Raw genomic sequence first — 16,879 nt, 5'->3', positions numbered from 1 at the left:
GAAAGGAGCCGCGACATGAATGAACTGAAACTAACTGAAGTTGAAGAAAAAATTGTCCAGCTTGTCATGAATAAGTTGTCTCTCAATGAGCAGCCAAGCCGGGATGATAGTTTAAAAGCTTTAGGATTAAATTCTGTCCAAATCGTCTCTTTTGTTATTTCATTAGAGGACACCTTTCATATTGCTTTTGAAGATGAAGAATTACATCCCGACCACTTCCGCACCTTAGATCGACTCTTTACTTTGGTTAAAAACAAACTGACTAAGACGCTGTAATCACCTGGGCCATAAATAAAGAGCGGTAATGCGAGGAGGCTTCCATCAGCTCCTCATGAGTACCGCAGCTTTGAACAGCACCACCTTCAAGTACATAGATCATATCTGCATTTTGTATGGTTGATAATCTGTGCGCTATCACAAGCAAGGTGCCGCCCCCTTTGGCATCATCTATCCCTTTTTGAACTTTCCTTTCAGTCTGCCGATCAAGCGCGGAGGTCGCCTCATCCAATATAAGTAAATCAGCCTGTTTTAAAAGCGCTCTGGCGATTGCTAAACGCTGTCTTTGTCCTCCTGATAGAGAAATTCCCCTCTCTCCAATGACTGTGTCAAAACCTTTTTCAAGCCCTTTGATGAAGGAAAGAATTTGTGCAACTTCACACGCCTGTTCAAGTTGTTCTTCGGTCACATCATTTAAGCCCATGATTAAATTCAGGCGTATAGTATCTGGGAAAAAATAAGGTTCTTGCGGAACAACGGCTATTCGCCTTAATAAATGAGATGGATTTATCTCTGATAGATCAATCCCATTCACTAAAATTCCCCCGCTATCTGGCTGGTAAAGTCCAAGTGTGAGCTTTGAGATTGTCGATTTCCCGCTTCCGCTCGCTCCAACAATCGCCACTTTCTTTCCCTTTGGAATATGAAGATTCAAGCCGTCTAAAGCGCCTTTAGAGGTTTGTTCATAAGAAAAGCAAACATCTTCAAACACCACGTCTTCTACAGCATCTATTTGTTTTGTTCCTTTTTCTTCGTTTTCCATTTGCAGCACTTCTGCGATTCGATGAACAGATGCACGCTGTTGGAAAAATTCAAATACATACTGGAATAACTCTTGATAACTCTTCATTAATTGAGATGCATATTGGTAAATGACGACAAATAAACCGATGGACATGTTTCCTGCTGCTACTTGATATGTGCCAAACACTAGAACTGATAGTATCCCAAACCATTTCAATGGTTCTGTTAAAAAAAGAAGCTTATTTTGAAACTTACCTTCCTTCATGACACGATCCATCATTTTGTTAAACAGCTTTTCATACAAACCAATTTCCCACTTACGCCGATCAAATGCGACAACTTCCCTTGTAGAGGAAATTCCTTCTTCTACATGCACGAATAGGTCTGATTTTCTCTCCTGCACATCTTTTGCTATGTTTGTTGCCGTTTTCGCCATTTTTTTACCGATAATGAAATAACAAGTGCTTGCAAAGAGAAGCAAGAAAAATAAGACATAACTCACAGATAGTAAAACGATAGATAAAACAACGGCCATAAAAATCGTTTGGACAATTTTCGGTATATGTAAAGCAGCCGTGACAGCAACTGTCTTTACATCTTGATTAAGCTTGTGTAAATAAAAACTAACTGGGTGAGTTTTATATGATCTCATGGATACTTGCTGAAGCTGATCTAGCATCATTTTCTGCAATGAATGGTGGATGGTCAGATAGTTTTTATGCATCACATACGGACTCGCCACAAACATCACAACATACACAAGAAATATAATGGCAAACAGCATCAAGATCTGGGAAAAATGTGGACTGATACCACTATGCAAAAGAACATCATCAATGAGCCACTTTTGCAGTCCTATCATGGCTAAATTAGCTGCTGCTTCAATCAAAACGAGTAAAAGAGCAAGGAGGAGCATCCATTTTTGCCTTGTGATTAAAAGAAACAGCCAATTTTTTCTCATGTTACACCTGCCTCCTTTTCTGAGCGGTCAGACGCTAATTGGTAAAAATGCCCCTTTTTCCTCATCAATTCATAAAAAGATCCAGTCTCTAACACACAACCATCTTTTATAAAAATAATTCTGTCAAAATGTCTGACTGTTGATAAACGGTGTGCAACTGCAATGACAGTAGAATCCTTAAATGTTTGGTGTAATGCCTGCTGGACTTTTTGCTCACTGACATTGTCAAGAGATGCTGTGGCTTCGTCGAGTAATACAACACTTGGATTTTTAGCAAATAGCCTGGCAATCGCTATTTTTTGTTTTTGCCCGCCGGAAAGTTTTAATCCCCTTTCCCCGAGTATGGTGTCGTATCCATTTTCTAATTCTCTTATAAATGAATCACAGTCTGCTTTTTTTGCGGCTTCAATGATCTCTTGATCTGAAAGACTTGTATCTCCAAAACGAATATTGTCCTTTACACTCATATTGAATAAGAACGTTTCTTGAAAAACAAATCCCATCGCACCTCTTATTTGACTAGTAGGTAAATGGCGCAAATCTACTCCATTCAGTGTAATCATCCCGGCTGAGGGATCATAAAAGCGTCCAATTAGCTTAAGAAGTGATGTTTTCCCTCCGCCGCTCGTACCGACAAGCGCTACTTTTTCACCCTTCCGAATATGTAGATTCATCCCTTTTAATAAAGGAGGATGATTTGGATAATGAAAACTGACGTCATGAAACTCGATATCGCCTTCTACATGATCAAGGTGCACCGGCTGCTGAGGCTCTCTAATATCAGGTGTTTTTTTCATAAAATGATATAAAGGCTCAATTTGAAAGGTTAATATCCGTTGTTCTGTTAAAAGTGTGACAATGGAAGTAAGCATATGCATCGCTGAAAAATAATATAGGATATATGCCACAAAACCACCTGTCGTCAGCTGTCCAGTCTTTACAAGGTGGATACCAATACCAAAAGTGGCAAGAGCACCAATATAATAAGTCAGCCTGCGGTTGCTTCCTCGTAAATAGGCGAAAAACACATTTTTTTCATGATCTTGGCGCACTTTTTCATGCAGTCGTTGAATTCGCTCCATATCCCATTTCATATAGCCTAAAATTCTAAGCTCTTCCATCGAAGCAAGACTTTCGTATAATTTTGTTTGTAGCGTGCGAAAACCTTCTGCACTTTGTCTACCGTAGATTGTTGCCTTTTTTTCAAGCCATGGTCCAAAGACATAGTAGAGAATAAAACTTGGAATGATGATGAGTGTGAGAAAAATAGAAATGTTTATCATAAAGTAAAGTGAGATGGCGATAAATAATGTCTGATTGATAAATTGTGGGAAGTATCGTCTGTAAATTTCTTGTACAGCTCGTGTCTGTGTGTTAACAAAGGAGAGTGTTTCACTAACAGAATGTTGTTCGTAGTATGAGAAACCAAGTTGACGAATTTGCTGGAAGGCAGCAAATTGTGAATCTCTTGAGGCTTGTTCAATTAATTTTCTTTGCCATAAATTTCGTGCGGCGGTCAGTATAATGCCAAGTACAATTAAGCCAGTCAGTCCTAACAATAAACCATTCATTTTTGAAAAGTCTTTTGCTGGCAAAATGGTCTCAATAAAATATTGAATAAATTTAGGTATTATGAGCTCGCTCAAGGTAATAACGAAACCACTCATAATAACTAGAATCACTTTACCTGTATAAGGTTTTAAGAATGAAAGTGTCCATAAATATACATGCCATAACTGCTTTGAACCCTTGTCGATTTGTTTCAATCCATCACCAGCCTTTTGCTCTTTTTCAACAAAAAACGGAATTTTTTTACATCTTTTTCGATCCTTGTTTGGATTATATAAAATGTTTTTAGTCATGACAATGTGTAATTTGTATCATTATAACAAAAAAGACAGTGACTTCCATCACTGCCTGATCGTCCTATATTTCACTGTTATCTAGTGATACGCGTATACCACTGAGGCTCTATTTGATCAAAATAATGATGATCTTTTAGCACATTTTCTAGTCTTTCAATCATCTCATCCATTTGACCCGGATCGAATTTAATGACCCACATAATCGATGAGAAGATACTCATTGCGACATAAACAGAGTAAAGCAGCCAAAAATCATCTGGGATGTTCCCATCAAAATATCCATTAATTTGACCTGCCGAAAAGGCTTCACTTGTTTCTCTGCTGAAAAGAGCTACTTTATAAAAATCATGAATGGGATCTCCCCAATCAAAATTGTTAAAATCAATGACACCTGCATATTTATTATCGTTTACTATAATGTTCCCTAAATGAAAATCATCGTGCTGAAATTGATTAGGTCTGCCTTTCACAATATCTATGTGCTTGGCTATAAACTGAGCCACTTTTTCATCCCCTTCAAGGGAGATGCCGCTTTCCCGGTAAGCAGTTAAATATCGATGATGCTTTTTCATGACACGATCTTCCCAAGGTTCGATGTGTGAAGGTGCTGGATATTTATGCATATTTCGTAAATCCCGACCTGCACTTACCCCGAGAGCATACTGCTTTTCTTCAGTTAACTGACTCATGATTTCTTTTGCTTCCTGGCCTTCTATAAACGATAAAATATAGTACACTTGCTGTTTTGCTTCTAGAACACCGATGTCCACTGGATCAGCACACTGAACACCGTGACGTCTTAATTCATATAGCAGTTCAAACTGCGTCTTTATTTTGTCATACTGGTCTTGATCTGTGAATCGAAGGACATATTTTTCACCTGATACGGTAGTCATGACCCATTTTTCATCCCGAGAATATCCTTTATCAATCTGGTCTATGCTGACTGCTTCTTTTAATAAGGGAATGTGCTGCATAAGGTCTGTTTTATTCATGGATTCATTCATCCTTCCAGTCTCTTTTCTTCTCACTCTACCAAATATTTCATTTGAATAGAATGATTAACAATTCCTATTTATGTCGAAACTGCTTTACAATGTTTTTTCATTCTAATATAGTTAATTTATGTAAATGATAGAAAATTTGTAAAAGGGAGCGTTGCAGATGAATGAACCGACGGATGTCCTTTCACTTTCAAGTCAAGTAAAAGATTTGGTTCTGCGTTCTTTGGATGATAGCAGCAAGATTTCTATTGGTGCAGATGAAGAATTAACAAATCACGGTCTCGATTCAATTAAAGCAGTTTCACTCATATTGGAATTAGAAGAGGTTTTTGATATTCAATTTGCAGATGAGGAATTACTGACAGAGCACTTTTCGACAATCAATAAAATTGTTCATCAGCTGCAAAATAAGTTAGCTGATTAATCTTTTTTGCATGAAAAAAAGGCATCTCTTTAAAAGACATGCCTTTTTTGTTTAAGCAGAAGGTACATCACCCGTCGGACTAATAAGCGAGAGCGCATAATCTTCTGTAAAGATGCGTTTAGATAAGTTATTCACGCCGTCTAATGTGACGCTGTTGATTTCGTCAATAATTTCATCGAGTGTCCGATGTTTGCCAAGGAGCAGTTCATTTTTACCGTTTCGGCTCATTTTGCTGTTTGTGCTTTCAAGGCTCAGCATAAGGTTGCCTTTCATTTGCTCTTTAGAGTTCTCTAGTTCTTTCTGCGTGATTCCCTCACGCTTTAAGACGTCTAATGTTTGTAAGATGGTCTCAGAGAGCAGGTTTAGCTGCTTCGCTCCAGTTCCGCCATAAATCGTAAGCATTCCATTATCTGCAAATGAACTGTGATAACTGAAGACAGAATAAGCAAGTCCTTTGTCCTCTCTTACATCTTGGAATAACCGGCTGCTCATGCTTCCGCCAAGAACATTATTTAAGACGATTAAGTCATAGATGCCTTTATCTCCCGCTGGAAGGCCATTAAAGCCCAGACATAGGTGCGCTTGTTCCGTTTCCTTTTTGCGTGTGAGCTTGTCATAATGAAATGCTGGGGCTTCTACAGGCTGCTTTTTCCCTTTTCCTTCATAAGAGCCGAATAGCTTTTCAACCTCACGAATAAAGGTTTCATCTACGTTCCCTGCAACAGAGATCACAACGCGGTCCGGCGTGTAGAATTCATCCATATATTTTCTAAGTGAGTCTCCGTTAAAGGTAGAAAGTGTTTCCTCTGTTCCTAAAATCGGATATCCTAATGAATGTTCACCATAAATGGCTTTGCTTAATAAATCATGAACGATGTCATCAGGTGTATCCTCATACATTTTAATTTCTTCATACACCACATTTTTTTCTTTTTTCAGCTCTTCTTCATCAAAAGCAGAGTGAAAGAACATGTCGCTTAATACATCGAGGGCGTAGCCAGCATGTGAATCAAGCACCTTTGCATAGTAGCAAGTATATTCTTTTGATGTAAAGGCATTCACTTGACCACCAATGCGGTCAAAGGATTCTGCGATATCACGTGCAGATCTTGTCTTTGTCCCTTTAAAGAACATATGCTCTAAAAAGTGTGAGATCCCATTAATTTCAGGTGTCTCATGTCTAGAGCCTGTTCCAATCCAGATGCCAATTGCGACAGACCTTACAGTGGGATTGTTTTCGAGTACAATTCTTACTCCGTTTTGGCAAGTATACGTTTTGACCAAGTTTTGCTCCTCCTATTCAACAAACAGATCGCATCACGGATGTCTTTTTTCACTTAGGAGGTCAGAAACCGTCCCTAATTCATATCCTCTTTCCTTGATTTGAGTGATAAGTGCGTCAAGACTTTTCGCCGTTGCATCTGTTGGATGCATTAATATCATCGCCCCATTGTGAATTTTCCCAAGCACCCGCTTTTGTAAAATAGCCGGTGATGGCTTTTGCCAGTCGATGGTGTCTACTGTCCACATAATGGTTTCCATGCCTTCTTGTTTGGCAAGCTTAACTGTTTCTTCTTTAAAGCTGCCGCTTGGAGGCGCAAACCATTTTGGTTTCTTCCCAAGGGATTCTTCAATTTGGCGATTTGTTTTCGTTATCTGCTCTAATGCTCGTTCTCTTGTCAGTGTGCGCATATCTGGGTGATTGTATGAATGATTTCCAATTTCATGACCATCTGCCACGATTTTTTTAGCAAGCTCTGTGCTTTTTTTCACCCATTTTCCTTCTAAGAAAAAGGTCGCCTTGACTTGATGTTTTTCCAGCGTCTTTAACATGTTGATTAAATGTTCGTCACCCCAAGCTACGTTGATGAGGAATGCATTCATTTTTTTATCTGGATGGCCTTTATAAATAGGCTCAGCACCAAGTTCATGTAAATGAATAGATGGTTTTGTTTCATTCAAAACAAGCAGCTTTTCATCGAATGACCCCTGTTTCTTCATTTTTTCATAAGAGGCATCGATATCAACTGTCTGTCCATTTAAGCCAGGTATCTTTTTCCACACTTTATCAATCTTAGCATTTTGCGCCTTTACTTCATAGTCAGAAGACTTCGATTCAATCTCCTGATATAAAATATCTTTTGAAACAGATGCTACCTCGGCATGCTCTTTCATTGATTCAATATATGTAACAGCAGCCGGCTGCTTCATCGTTTGATATGACACGAGCAGTAAAAATACAAACACAATGAATGGTAACGTTTTTTTCAATGGTTGTCCCTCCCCTTTACCACAAATTATGATGGGGAGAAACAAGCTAGAACTATTGTTAGCGCAAGAAAAGAAAGAAGCCTGGCACGGATACCTGGCTTCTAACACATTTTATTTGATCTCATTAAGACTGCTTTTCTTCTTTTTCCTTTTCTTCACGTAAAACAGCTTTCCGAGAAAGGTTCACACGGCCTTGTTTATCGATTTCAGTGACCTTGACAAGTAATTCATCGCCAAGTTTCACAACATCTTCTACTTTGCCCACACGCTCAAGCGCAAGCTCAGAAATATGAACAAGTCCATCTTTTCCACTGAAGATTTCAAGGAAGGCACCGAATTTTTCAATGCGTTTGACTTTACCTAGGTAAAGCTGTCCTACTTCAACTTCTCTCACAAGATCTTCAATGATTTTCTTCGCTTTTTGGTTCATATCTTCTTCTGTAGAAGAAATAAAGATTGTACCATCTTGTTCAATATCGATTTTCACACCGGTATCTTCAATGATTTTATTGATTTGTTTACCGCTTGGTCCAATGACATCGCGAATTTTATCCGGATTGATTGTCATCGTTAAGATTTTTGGTGCATAACGAGACAATTCTCCTCTAGAAGCAGGAATCGTTGACAGCATGCTGTCTAGGATTTCCATTCTTCCTTTTTTCGCTTGTTGAAGAGCTTCTTCTAAAATGTCTTTTGATAGACCATCGATTTTGATGTCCATTTGAAGTGCTGTGACACCTTTTGATGTACCTGCAACTTTAAAGTCCATATCTCCAAGGGCATCTTCCATTCCTTGAATGTCTGTCAGCACTGTGTAGTATTCCCCTGATTTCACAAGTCCCATTGCAATCCCTGCAACTGGTGCTTTAATTGGAACACCCGCATCCATCATCGCAAGTGTGCTTGCGCAAATACTTGCTTGTGAAGTAGACCCGTTTGATTCTAATACCTCTGAAACAAGGCGAACCGTATAAGGGAAATCTTTTTCGGATGGAATCACTGGTTCTAGTGCTCGTTCACCTAGTGCGCCATGTCCGATCTCACGGCGGCCTGGACCACGCATTGGGCCTGTCTCACCAACACTGAATTGCGGGAAGTTGTAATGGTGCATGAAGCGTTTTGATTCTTCAACACCTAGACCATCAAGAATTTGCACATCGCCAAGTGCACCTAATGTACAAATACTAAGCGCCTGTGTTTGTCCTCTTGTAAATAAGCCTGAACCGTGCGTTCTTGGCAGGAGTCCTACTTCTGAAGAAAGTGGACGGATTTGATCTACACCGCGTCCATCTGGACGTACTTTCTCTTCAGTGATCAGACGGCGAACTTCGTTTTTGACAAGCTTATTTAATACATCTTTCGCTTGTTTAATCGTTGCTTCGTCACGTTCTTCTGCTTCAAACTTTTCGACTACAGCTTTTTTCACAGCACTGATTGCATCCTCACGCGCATGCTTCTCATGTACTTGAATCGCTTTCAGCAGGTCTGCTTCAGCAAGGGCTTTTACTTCGTCTGCTAACGTTTGATCTACTTCATATAAAGGAATATCGATTTTTTCTTTACCGACTGCCTTCACAATTTCTTCTTGGAATTCGATTAAGCGTTTTATTTCTTGGTGACCGTACATGATCGCTTCAAGCATTGTTTCTTCCGGTACTTCATCAGCACCAGCTTCTACCATGTTGATCGCATCTTTTGTTCCAGCAACCACAAGATTGATGTCACTTTGTTCAAGCTGCTCCACATTTGGGTTAATGATCAGCTTTCCATCCACTCGTCCTACTGTAACGCCGGCGATTGGTCCCTCAAATGGAATGTCAGACACACATAAAGCTAAAGATGAGCCAAACATTGCAGCCATTTCAGATGAGCAATCTTGATCCACACTCATGACGATACTAATAACTTGTACTTCGTTTCTAAATCCATCTGCAAACAGCGGACGAATTGGTCTGTCAATTAAGCGGCTTGCAAGGATCGCCTTTTCACTTGGACGGCCTTCTCTTTTAATGAAGCCGCCAGGAATTTTACCTACTGCGTATAGTCTTTCTTCGTAGTTCACAGTGAGCGGGAAGAAATCAAGTGGTTTTGGTTCTTTAGAAGCTGTTGCTGAGCTAAGCACAGCTGTATCTCCGTAGCGTACGAGGACCGCTCCGTTTGCTTGCTTTGCAAGCTGGCCAGTTTCAACTGTCAGTTGACGTCCAGCCCAGTCTATGGTGAAGACATGTTTCTCTTGTCCCATTCTGAGATAAACTCCTCTCTTATCGTAAAGTTTTAGTTAGTTCTTATTATGAACAAAATGATTTTCACATATCAATGTGAAAGCTGTATGTAGAAGGGTTTTTGCCATTCTTTCAACATTTTAACCATAAAATATTAGTGATTATACGATAAAAAAGCGGGAATCCTCCCGCTTTTTACGATTATCGACGTAAGCCTAGTTTGTTAATTAACTCACGGTAACGAGTTACGTCTTTATTACGTAGATACGTAAGAAGATTACGACGTCTACCTACCATTTTCAAAAGACCGCGACGTGAGTGGTGATCTTTCTTATGAGTACGTAAATGCTCGTTCAAGTTGTTAATTGATTCTGTTAGGACAGCGATCTGAACTTCTGGAGATCCAGTATCAGATTCGTGTGTTTTGAACTCATTAATTAATTGCGTTTTACGCTCTTGAGTAATTGCCATCCTGTTTCACCTCCAAATCATGTTAGCCCCATCTACCTCGCAACCGTCGGTGAAGTCGGCCTGCCAAGTAAGTGGTTTTAAAGCTACAGGAATTATCATACTAAAAATATGCTGAATTTGCAAATGGTAGAGCAGTTTTTCTATATTTTTTTTGTTTGCTTGTGTTGATCTTGAAAAAACTGAATCGCTTCTTCTTTATCTTGACTAATTTGAGCTGTCAGCTCCTGAATTCCGTTAAATTTACGTTCACTGCGTATGCGCTTGAACCATTGTAATTTAATCGGCTGGCCATATATTTCTTCGTTAAAATCAAAGAGGTTTACTTCAATGGCAGGCTGATCAGGTCGCTTTTCATAAAACGTTGGTTTATACCCAACATTACAAACGCCGTCATATACTTTGCCTTTCACTTCTGCTCTTACAGCATATACCCCTGTTGGCGGAATAATGTATTCAGCAGATAAGCCGACATTAGCTGTCGGAAACCCGATCGTCCGTCCGCGTTTGTCTCCATGGATGACAATGCCGCGAAGCTGATAAGGTTTTCCTAGAAGCTCGCTCACATATTCAACATCCCCATTTTTTAATGCGGAACGGATGAGAGTGGAGCTGACTTTTCGGTCTTGATTGGACAGCTTAGGGACGATGGTTGCCGTGATACGGCCTTTTCCATATTCATCAAACGTTTCCATTGTGCCTGCACCAAAACGGCCAAACGTAAAATCAAACCCCGCTACTGCGTGCTTCACATTCAATTCATCCAAATATTGATCCACAAACTCTTGAGGAGATAGAGCTGCAAAGCTCTCGCTGAATTGTACGATGTATAAATAGTCAGCGCCCAGCTGCTTGATAAAATCAATTTTATCCTCAAGCGGTGTAATTAAGTCTTTTGGTTCCCGTGCCTTTTGCAAAACATGTGATGGATGCGGATGAAAGGTCATGACCGCTAAGGCCAATCCTTCTTTTTTCGCAATGCTTCTTGCTTCATCAATGACTTTTTGATGCCCGAGGTGAACACCGTCAAAGTACCCTAAAGCCATGACAGACGGGACTTGATCCTTTTGATTCAATGTATGTGGGTGTGAAATATGTATAGTCTTCACGAGATGTCACCTTTTCTTTAAGATTGCTTGTCCTGAGATAAGATCTTCGCCGGCTTCATCAGGTTCGGTTTGGTCGGGTGCTTCATATATATCGCCAGACAACGACCTGAAGGAGCAAAAACAGCGACACGATCCTCCTCTGCGAAATGAGCAAATTCATCAGGCATTGGCAGGACTGCACCGTTTTCCACTTTACTTGCTAATGTATCATTTATCTCCCATTTCGGCAAATGATTGAGCGCACGCTCGATCGGAACAAGGTGCTCATCTACAGTTCCTTCCTCGCTTATCTCTCGCAGCTCATCCAACGTGATACATTCATCAAGTGTAAAATCACCAGACCCTGTGCGAATGAGGTGTGACATGTGGGCTGGAAACCCTAGTTTCTTCCCGATATCAACCGCTAATGTTCTCACATATGTTCCCTTTGAGCATAGTACGGTGAATCTAAATGACACGCTGCCATCCTCATATGTGACAGGTGTAGTCCGCTCGATACGGTGAATGGTAATTTCACGGCTTGGCCGTTCAATTTCAATACCTTCTCTAGCATATTCATAGAGCTTTTTCCCGCCAATTTTCACAGCAGAAAACATGGGAGGAATTTGTTCAATGGTTCCTTCAAACTGCTTCAGCGCCGCATCAATGTCTTTTTCTGAGATCGGTTTTTCCACTTTTTTTTCTTCTACGATCTCACCTGTTTGGTCTTCTGTTGTTGTAGAAAAACCAATCGTGATTTCTGCATCATACGTTTTCGATTTATCTGTTAAGTATTCTACAATCTTCGTTGCTCTTCCGATACAAATAGGCAGAACACCTGAAACCTCTGGGTCGAGGGTGCCTGTATGTCCGACTTTTTTTGTGTGCAAAATTTTTCTTACCTTAAACACACAGTCGTGGGAGGTCATACCTCTTTCTTTATGTAATAAAAGAACACCATTTATCATCTGCGTTCTCTCCTTTCATAAACGATGAAAAAGGACAGACGATCATCGCCTATCCTTATTTCAACGTCTTATTCGTGATCTTTTGTGTTTAATTCAGCAATCAGGCTTTCAATTCGGTTTCCGTAATCTACGGATTCGTCGAATTCAAAATGAAGTTCTGGTGTTTTTCGAAGTCTGATTCGATTGCCAATTTCAGAGCGGATGTACCCTTTAGCCTTTGCAAGGCCTTTTAAGGTTTCCTCTCTTTTCTTCTCGTCGCCAAGAACAGAAATGTAGACTTTGGCAATTTGCAAATCACCGGATACTTCGACATCGGTTACAGTCAAAAAGCCGATTCTTGGATCTTTTAGCTTTCTGCCTAGAATGTCGCCCAATTCTTTTTTCATTTGCTCACCCACACGGGTTGCTCTCATACTCATGATCTTATCACCTCTAATTAAAACCACTCAGTTTTCGTGATCGTTCGTTCAATTTCTGGAAAAGAATCGATAAAGCTTAATACACGCTGAAGCTCCTTTTCCACTTGAACCCGAGATGAGGAAATCACGGCGATTCCAATTGATGTACGCTGCCATGTATCCTGGTAATCCATTTCAGCAATGGTTACATTGAATTTATGACGCGTTCTTGTCAATATACGCTGAAGAACCGCACGTTTTTCCTTCAGTGAGGATGCATCATAGATCATGCACTCACATTCGGTATAACCGATCATTTTCTTTCGATTTCTTGCATAACGAATGATTCCATAACATCACCTTCACGGATATCATTGTATTTCTTAATGGTAATACCACATTCATAGCCTTGTGAAACTTCTTTCACATCATCTTTAAATCGTTTTAATACGTCAACTTCGCCTTCGAAAATAACGACGCCGTCACGGATTAAGCGGATTCCGCTATCTCTTGTAATCGTTCCTTCAGTTACATAGCCGCCAGCAATTGTACCGATTTTAGATACTTTGAACGTTTGACGAACTTCAACTTGACCGATGACTTTTTCTTCATATTCAGGGTCAAGCATCCCTTTCATCGCAGCTTCAATTTCATCGATGACTTTATAGATAATGCGGTGCAAGCGGATATCTACGTTTTCTGTTTCAGCTGTGCTCTTCGCATTTCCATCAGGGCGTACGTTAAAGCCGATTACGATGGCATTAGAAGCACTTGCTAAAATGATGTCTGATTCTGTAATCGCTCCAACACCCGTATGGATGATTTTCACTTTTACGCCTTCGACTTCAATTTTTTGTAGAGCTGCCGTTAATGCTTCAGCAGAGCCTTGTACGTCTGCTTTCACGATCAAGTTGATATCTTTTACGTCACCTTGTTTGATTTGCTCAAATAGGTCGTCTAGAGATAATTTTGCTTTGTCTGAACGCTGTTCGTCCAGCTGTTTAGAAGCACGCGCCTCACCAACTTGACGAGCTGTTTTTTCATCTTTGAATACGAGGAACTGATCCCCTGCATTCGGTACATCGTTTAAACCAGTGATTTCAACAGGTGTAGATGGTCCTGCTGTTTTCACGCGGCGGCCGATATCATTGACCATTGCACGTACACGGCCAAATGTATTTCCGACAACGATTGGGTCACCTACTTGAAGGGTACCTGTTTGAACAAGAAGGGTTGCAACAGAACCTCTTCCTTTATCAAGCTCAGCCTCGATAACAGTCCCTTTTGCCGCACGATTTGGGTTGGCTTTCAATTCTGCTACTTCGCTGACAAGAAGGATCATTTCGATCAATTCGTCAATGCCTTCACCTGTTTTTGCAGATAGTGGCACGAAGATCGTTTCCCCGCCCCAAGCTTCTGGTACAAGACCATGCTCAGTTAATTCCTGCATCACGCGGTCAGGGTTTGCTGTTGGTTTGTCAATTTTATTGACAGCGACAATGATTGGCACTTCTGCCGCTTTCGCATGGTTAATCGCTTCAATTGTTTGCGGCATGACACCATCATCTGCTGCAACAACCAGAATTGTCGTATCGGTTACTTCGGCACCACGTGCACGCATCGTTGTAAATGCTGCGTGTCCAGGTGTATCAAGGAACGTAATTTTTTTGCCGTTTTCTTCGATTTGGTATGCACCGATATGCTGCGTAATTCCACCTGCTTCGCCTTCGACGACTTTTGTCTTACGAATGCTGTCAAGAAGAGTTGTTTTCCCGTGGTCAACGTGTCCCATGATCGTTACAACTGGAGGGCGTACTTGCATATCTTCTTCTTTATCTTCAACTTCATACTTTTCAAGTTCAGTTTCTTCTAAAATAATGACTTCCTCTACTGGAACACCATATTCAGAAGCGATTAATTCAACTGTATCTTTGTCAAGTTCTTGGTTGATCGTTGCCATGACACCAAGCATCATCAGCTTTTTGATGATTTCAGCTGTTTCTTTTCCAAGCTCATCAGCCAGCTGGCCGACGGTCATTGAATTTGTAAATTCAATTTTTTCAGGAAGCTCTTTTTTAGGCTTCACAGGTCTAGCTTGCTGATGCTGCGGTTTGTTATTTCCACCACGTTTATTTTTGTTTTTATTTTGGTTGTTGTTTTTTTTGTTTTTATTAAATTGATTATTCTGCACGTCATTCTTCTTTCTATCATTGTTTTTGTTAGATGATTGTTTTTTTTGTTCTGCGGGTTTCTCGTTAGTTGTCTCTTTTGCTTTGGCTTTTTTATAGATAGCGTCTAGCTTTTTCACAGTGTCGTCTTCAAGCGTCGCCATGTGGTTGTTCACTTCCACGTTCATATCCTTAAGCGCTGCTATAATATCTTTACTTGAAACATCTATGGCTTTTGCGTATTCATATACTCTCACTTTAGCCATTCGTTCACCCCCAAATAAATTAATCGAGCAAGCTTATGAGCTTCTTAGCGAAGCCTTGGTCAGTGACAGCGACAACTACGCGAGCTTCTTTCCCGATAGAACGTCCGAGAACGGAACGGTCTTCAACTTTTCTAACCGGAACATTATAAAATTTGCATTTGTCAGATACCTTTTTTTCTGTGTTAGGTGAGGCATCTGCTGCAAGAAGAACCAGCTTAGCACGCGCATGTCTAATTTCTTTGATCACCAGATCTTCTCCTGACACGACTTTACGAGCTCGATTTGCTAGACCAAGCAAAGGATACCATTCAGATTCATTCATTAGGTTTTTTCACCTTTTCAGCTAGTTCTAGTAATTCTTCAAATATGTGTTCGTCAATCTGTGTCTGAAATTGCTGCTGTAAACTGCGTTTGTTCTTTGCCGCAAGAATGGTTTCTTTATCGAGAGAAAGGTAAGCCCCGCGTCCGTTCATTTTTCCGGTAGCGTCAACAGACACTTCTCCTTCTTTCGAACGAACAACACGGATCAGTTCTTTCTTTGGTTTCATTTCTCCCGTCACGACGCATTTTCTAAGCGGGATTTTTTTTCGGCTTTTCACCTTTTATATCACCTCTTATTCGTCAGATTCCTCAGCTACTGGTTCAGCCTCTAAGAAAAGAGATTCAGAGTCTTCAGTTCTTGGGAAAATACCGAGTTCCCTTGCATCTGTTTCGCTTTTAATGTCAATTTTCCAGCTGGTCAGCTTCGCTGCAAGACGAGCATTTTGACCTCTTTTACCAATCGCTAATGATAGCTGATAATCAGGGACAATGACTGTTGTCGCCTTGTCTTCTTCATTCACAATGACATCAAGTACTTTTGATGGACTCAGCGCATTGGCAACAAATTCAACCGGGTCATTAGACCAATGGACAATGTCAATTTTTTCGCCTTTTAGCTCATTGACAATTGCTTGTACACGCTGGCCTTTTGGTCCAACACAGGAGCCAACTGGATCAACATCAGGATCATCTGTACGAACAGATATTTTAGAACGGTCTCCAGCTTCTCTAGCAACCGATTTAAGCTCTACAGTACCATCATAAATTTCTGGTACTTCAATTTCAAATAAACGCTTTAAAAGACCTGGATGTGTTCTAGACACATAAATTTGTGGTCCTTTTGTTGTTTTTTCTACTTTTGTAATGAACACTTTAATGCGGTCATGAGGTTTGTATTCTTCATTTGGCATTTGTTCATTGACAGGAAGAAGGGCTTCGATTTTGCCAAGTGACACGTAAATGAATTTACTGTCAATTCGCTGAACGATTCCCGTCATAATGTCTTCCTCGCGGTCGATAAACTCAGTGTAGATCACACCACGCTCTGCTTCTCTTACTCGCTGCGTCACAACTTGTTTCGCTGTCTGAGCTGCAATGCGCCCGAAGTCTTTTGGTGTGACTTCAATCTCAACGACGTCACCCACCATGTAATTCGGGTTAATATTGGCTGCATCATCTACAGAGATTTCAAGGCGAGAATCATACACTTCATCTACAACATCTTTTCTTGCGAACACACGAATCGTTCCCGTTTCGCGGTTTAAATCAACACGAACATTTTGTGCTTGATTAAAATTACGCTTATATGCAGAAATGAGTGCAGCTTCTATCGCTTCAATTATAATTTCTTTACTAATACCCTTCTCTTTCTCAAGAACAGTCAGGGCATCTAACAACTCACTACTCATTTTTATGGTTCCCCCTTATATCAATG

Annotated in this window: 17 protein-coding genes; 2 read left to right on the top strand and 15 right to left on the bottom strand. The window is 40.4% G+C overall.

Annotation, left to right across the window (positions count from 1 at the left end; translation table 11 throughout):
• The first annotated feature begins 15 nt into the window (after positions 1–15).
• A complete protein-coding gene (locus tag ACN6NB_RS07970; protein ID WP_041084830.1) occupies positions 16–276 on the top strand; it encodes an acyl carrier protein in 261 nt (86 codons plus the stop codon).
• On the opposite strand, the gene ACN6NB_RS07965 is transcribed toward ACN6NB_RS07970, so the two are convergent.
• From ACN6NB_RS07965 to ACN6NB_RS07955, 3 genes are all read right to left on the bottom strand, one after another.
• Complete coding sequence (locus ACN6NB_RS07965) at positions 263–1,981, bottom strand: ABC transporter ATP-binding protein (protein ID WP_126681823.1); 1,719 nt, start codon at positions 1,979–1,981, stop codon at positions 263–265. The two genes, ACN6NB_RS07970 and ACN6NB_RS07965, sit on opposite strands and share 14 nt — an antisense overlap.
• Positions 1,978–3,747: an ABC transporter ATP-binding protein gene (locus ACN6NB_RS07960; protein ID WP_474253300.1), complete on the bottom strand. Its 1,770-nt coding sequence runs from the start codon at positions 3,745–3,747 to the stop codon at positions 1,978–1,980. The genes ACN6NB_RS07965 and ACN6NB_RS07960 overlap by 4 nt, the downstream gene beginning before the upstream one ends.
• Before the next feature lie 173 nt (positions 3,748–3,920).
• Positions 3,921–4,841, bottom strand: a complete 921-nt coding sequence (locus tag ACN6NB_RS07955) for an aminoglycoside phosphotransferase family protein (RefSeq protein WP_366206649.1) — start codon at positions 4,839–4,841, stop codon at positions 3,921–3,923.
• A 169-nt stretch (positions 4,842–5,010) separates the two neighbouring features.
• Between ACN6NB_RS07955 and ACN6NB_RS07950 the strand changes: the two genes are divergently transcribed.
• Positions 5,011–5,274: an acyl carrier protein gene (locus tag ACN6NB_RS07950; protein ID WP_064498454.1), complete on the top strand. Its 264-nt coding sequence runs from the start codon at positions 5,011–5,013 to the stop codon at positions 5,272–5,274.
• 51 nt (positions 5,275–5,325) lie between these two features.
• Here ACN6NB_RS07950 and ACN6NB_RS07945 read toward each other — a convergent pair whose 3' ends face one another.
• The 12 genes from ACN6NB_RS07945 to nusA all read right to left on the bottom strand — a co-directional run bounded on the left by ACN6NB_RS07945 (position 5,326) and on the right by nusA (position 16,853).
• Positions 5,326–6,558 carry a M16 family metallopeptidase gene (locus ACN6NB_RS07945; RefSeq protein ID WP_474253299.1) on the bottom strand — a complete coding sequence of 411 codons (1,233 nt, stop codon included), beginning with the start codon at positions 6,556–6,558 and terminating at the stop codon, positions 5,326–5,328.
• A 33-nt stretch (positions 6,559–6,591) separates the two neighbouring features.
• Positions 6,592–7,545: a polysaccharide deacetylase family protein gene (locus ACN6NB_RS07940; protein WP_039178663.1), complete on the bottom strand. Its 954-nt coding sequence runs from the start codon at positions 7,543–7,545 to the stop codon at positions 6,592–6,594.
• A gap of 124 nt (positions 7,546–7,669) precedes the next feature.
• The gene (pnp, locus tag ACN6NB_RS07935) at positions 7,670–9,787 is read right to left on the bottom strand and encodes a polyribonucleotide nucleotidyltransferase (RefSeq protein WP_024424134.1); all 2,118 of its coding nucleotides are present in this window, start codon (positions 9,785–9,787) and stop codon (positions 7,670–7,672) included.
• 181 nt (positions 9,788–9,968) lie between these two features.
• Positions 9,969–10,238, bottom strand: a complete 270-nt coding sequence (gene rpsO, locus ACN6NB_RS07930) for a 30S ribosomal protein S15 (protein ID WP_008354438.1) — start codon at positions 10,236–10,238, stop codon at positions 9,969–9,971.
• Positions 10,239–10,378: 140 nt separating this feature from the next.
• Positions 10,379–11,344 (bottom strand): bifunctional riboflavin kinase/FAD synthetase, encoded by a 966-nt coding sequence (ribF, locus tag ACN6NB_RS07925; protein WP_039178659.1) that lies wholly within the window; start codon positions 11,342–11,344, stop codon positions 10,379–10,381.
• 17 nt (positions 11,345–11,361) lie between these two features.
• Complete coding sequence (gene truB, locus ACN6NB_RS07920; RefSeq protein ID WP_144490540.1) at positions 11,362–12,291, bottom strand: tRNA pseudouridine(55) synthase TruB; 930 nt, start codon at positions 12,289–12,291, stop codon at positions 11,362–11,364.
• Between the two features lie 68 nt (positions 12,292–12,359).
• On the bottom strand, positions 12,360–12,710 hold the full coding sequence (gene rbfA, locus ACN6NB_RS07915) for a 30S ribosome-binding factor RbfA (protein WP_007499525.1): 351 nt from the start codon (positions 12,708–12,710) through the stop codon (positions 12,360–12,362).
• 17 nt (positions 12,711–12,727) lie between these two features.
• Positions 12,728–13,006, bottom strand: a complete 279-nt coding sequence (locus ACN6NB_RS07910) for a DUF503 domain-containing protein (protein WP_024424137.1) — start codon at positions 13,004–13,006, stop codon at positions 12,728–12,730.
• Positions 13,003–15,123, bottom strand: coding sequence for a translation initiation factor IF-2 (gene infB, locus ACN6NB_RS07905; protein ID WP_039178650.1), 2,121 nt, complete (start codon positions 15,121–15,123; stop codon positions 13,003–13,005). The genes ACN6NB_RS07910 and infB overlap by 4 nt, the downstream gene beginning before the upstream one ends.
• Positions 15,124–15,142: 19 nt before the next feature.
• Entirely contained in the window at positions 15,143–15,445 is a 303-nt protein-coding gene (locus ACN6NB_RS07900; protein ID WP_039178647.1) for a YlxQ family RNA-binding protein, read from the bottom strand.
• Positions 15,438–15,722, bottom strand: a complete 285-nt coding sequence (gene rnpM, locus ACN6NB_RS07895) for an RNase P modulator RnpM (protein WP_024424139.1) — start codon at positions 15,720–15,722, stop codon at positions 15,438–15,440. The genes ACN6NB_RS07900 and rnpM overlap by 8 nt, the downstream gene beginning before the upstream one ends.
• A gap of 15 nt (positions 15,723–15,737) precedes the next feature.
• A complete protein-coding gene (nusA, locus tag ACN6NB_RS07890) occupies positions 15,738–16,853 on the bottom strand; it encodes a transcription termination factor NusA (protein ID WP_024424140.1) in 1,116 nt (371 codons plus the stop codon).
• Positions 16,854–16,879: the final 26 nt, after the last annotated feature.

This window comes from Bacillus sp. 11B20, from assembly GCF_056098985.1.
This window is presented reverse-complemented; position numbering and strand designations above follow the sequence as displayed.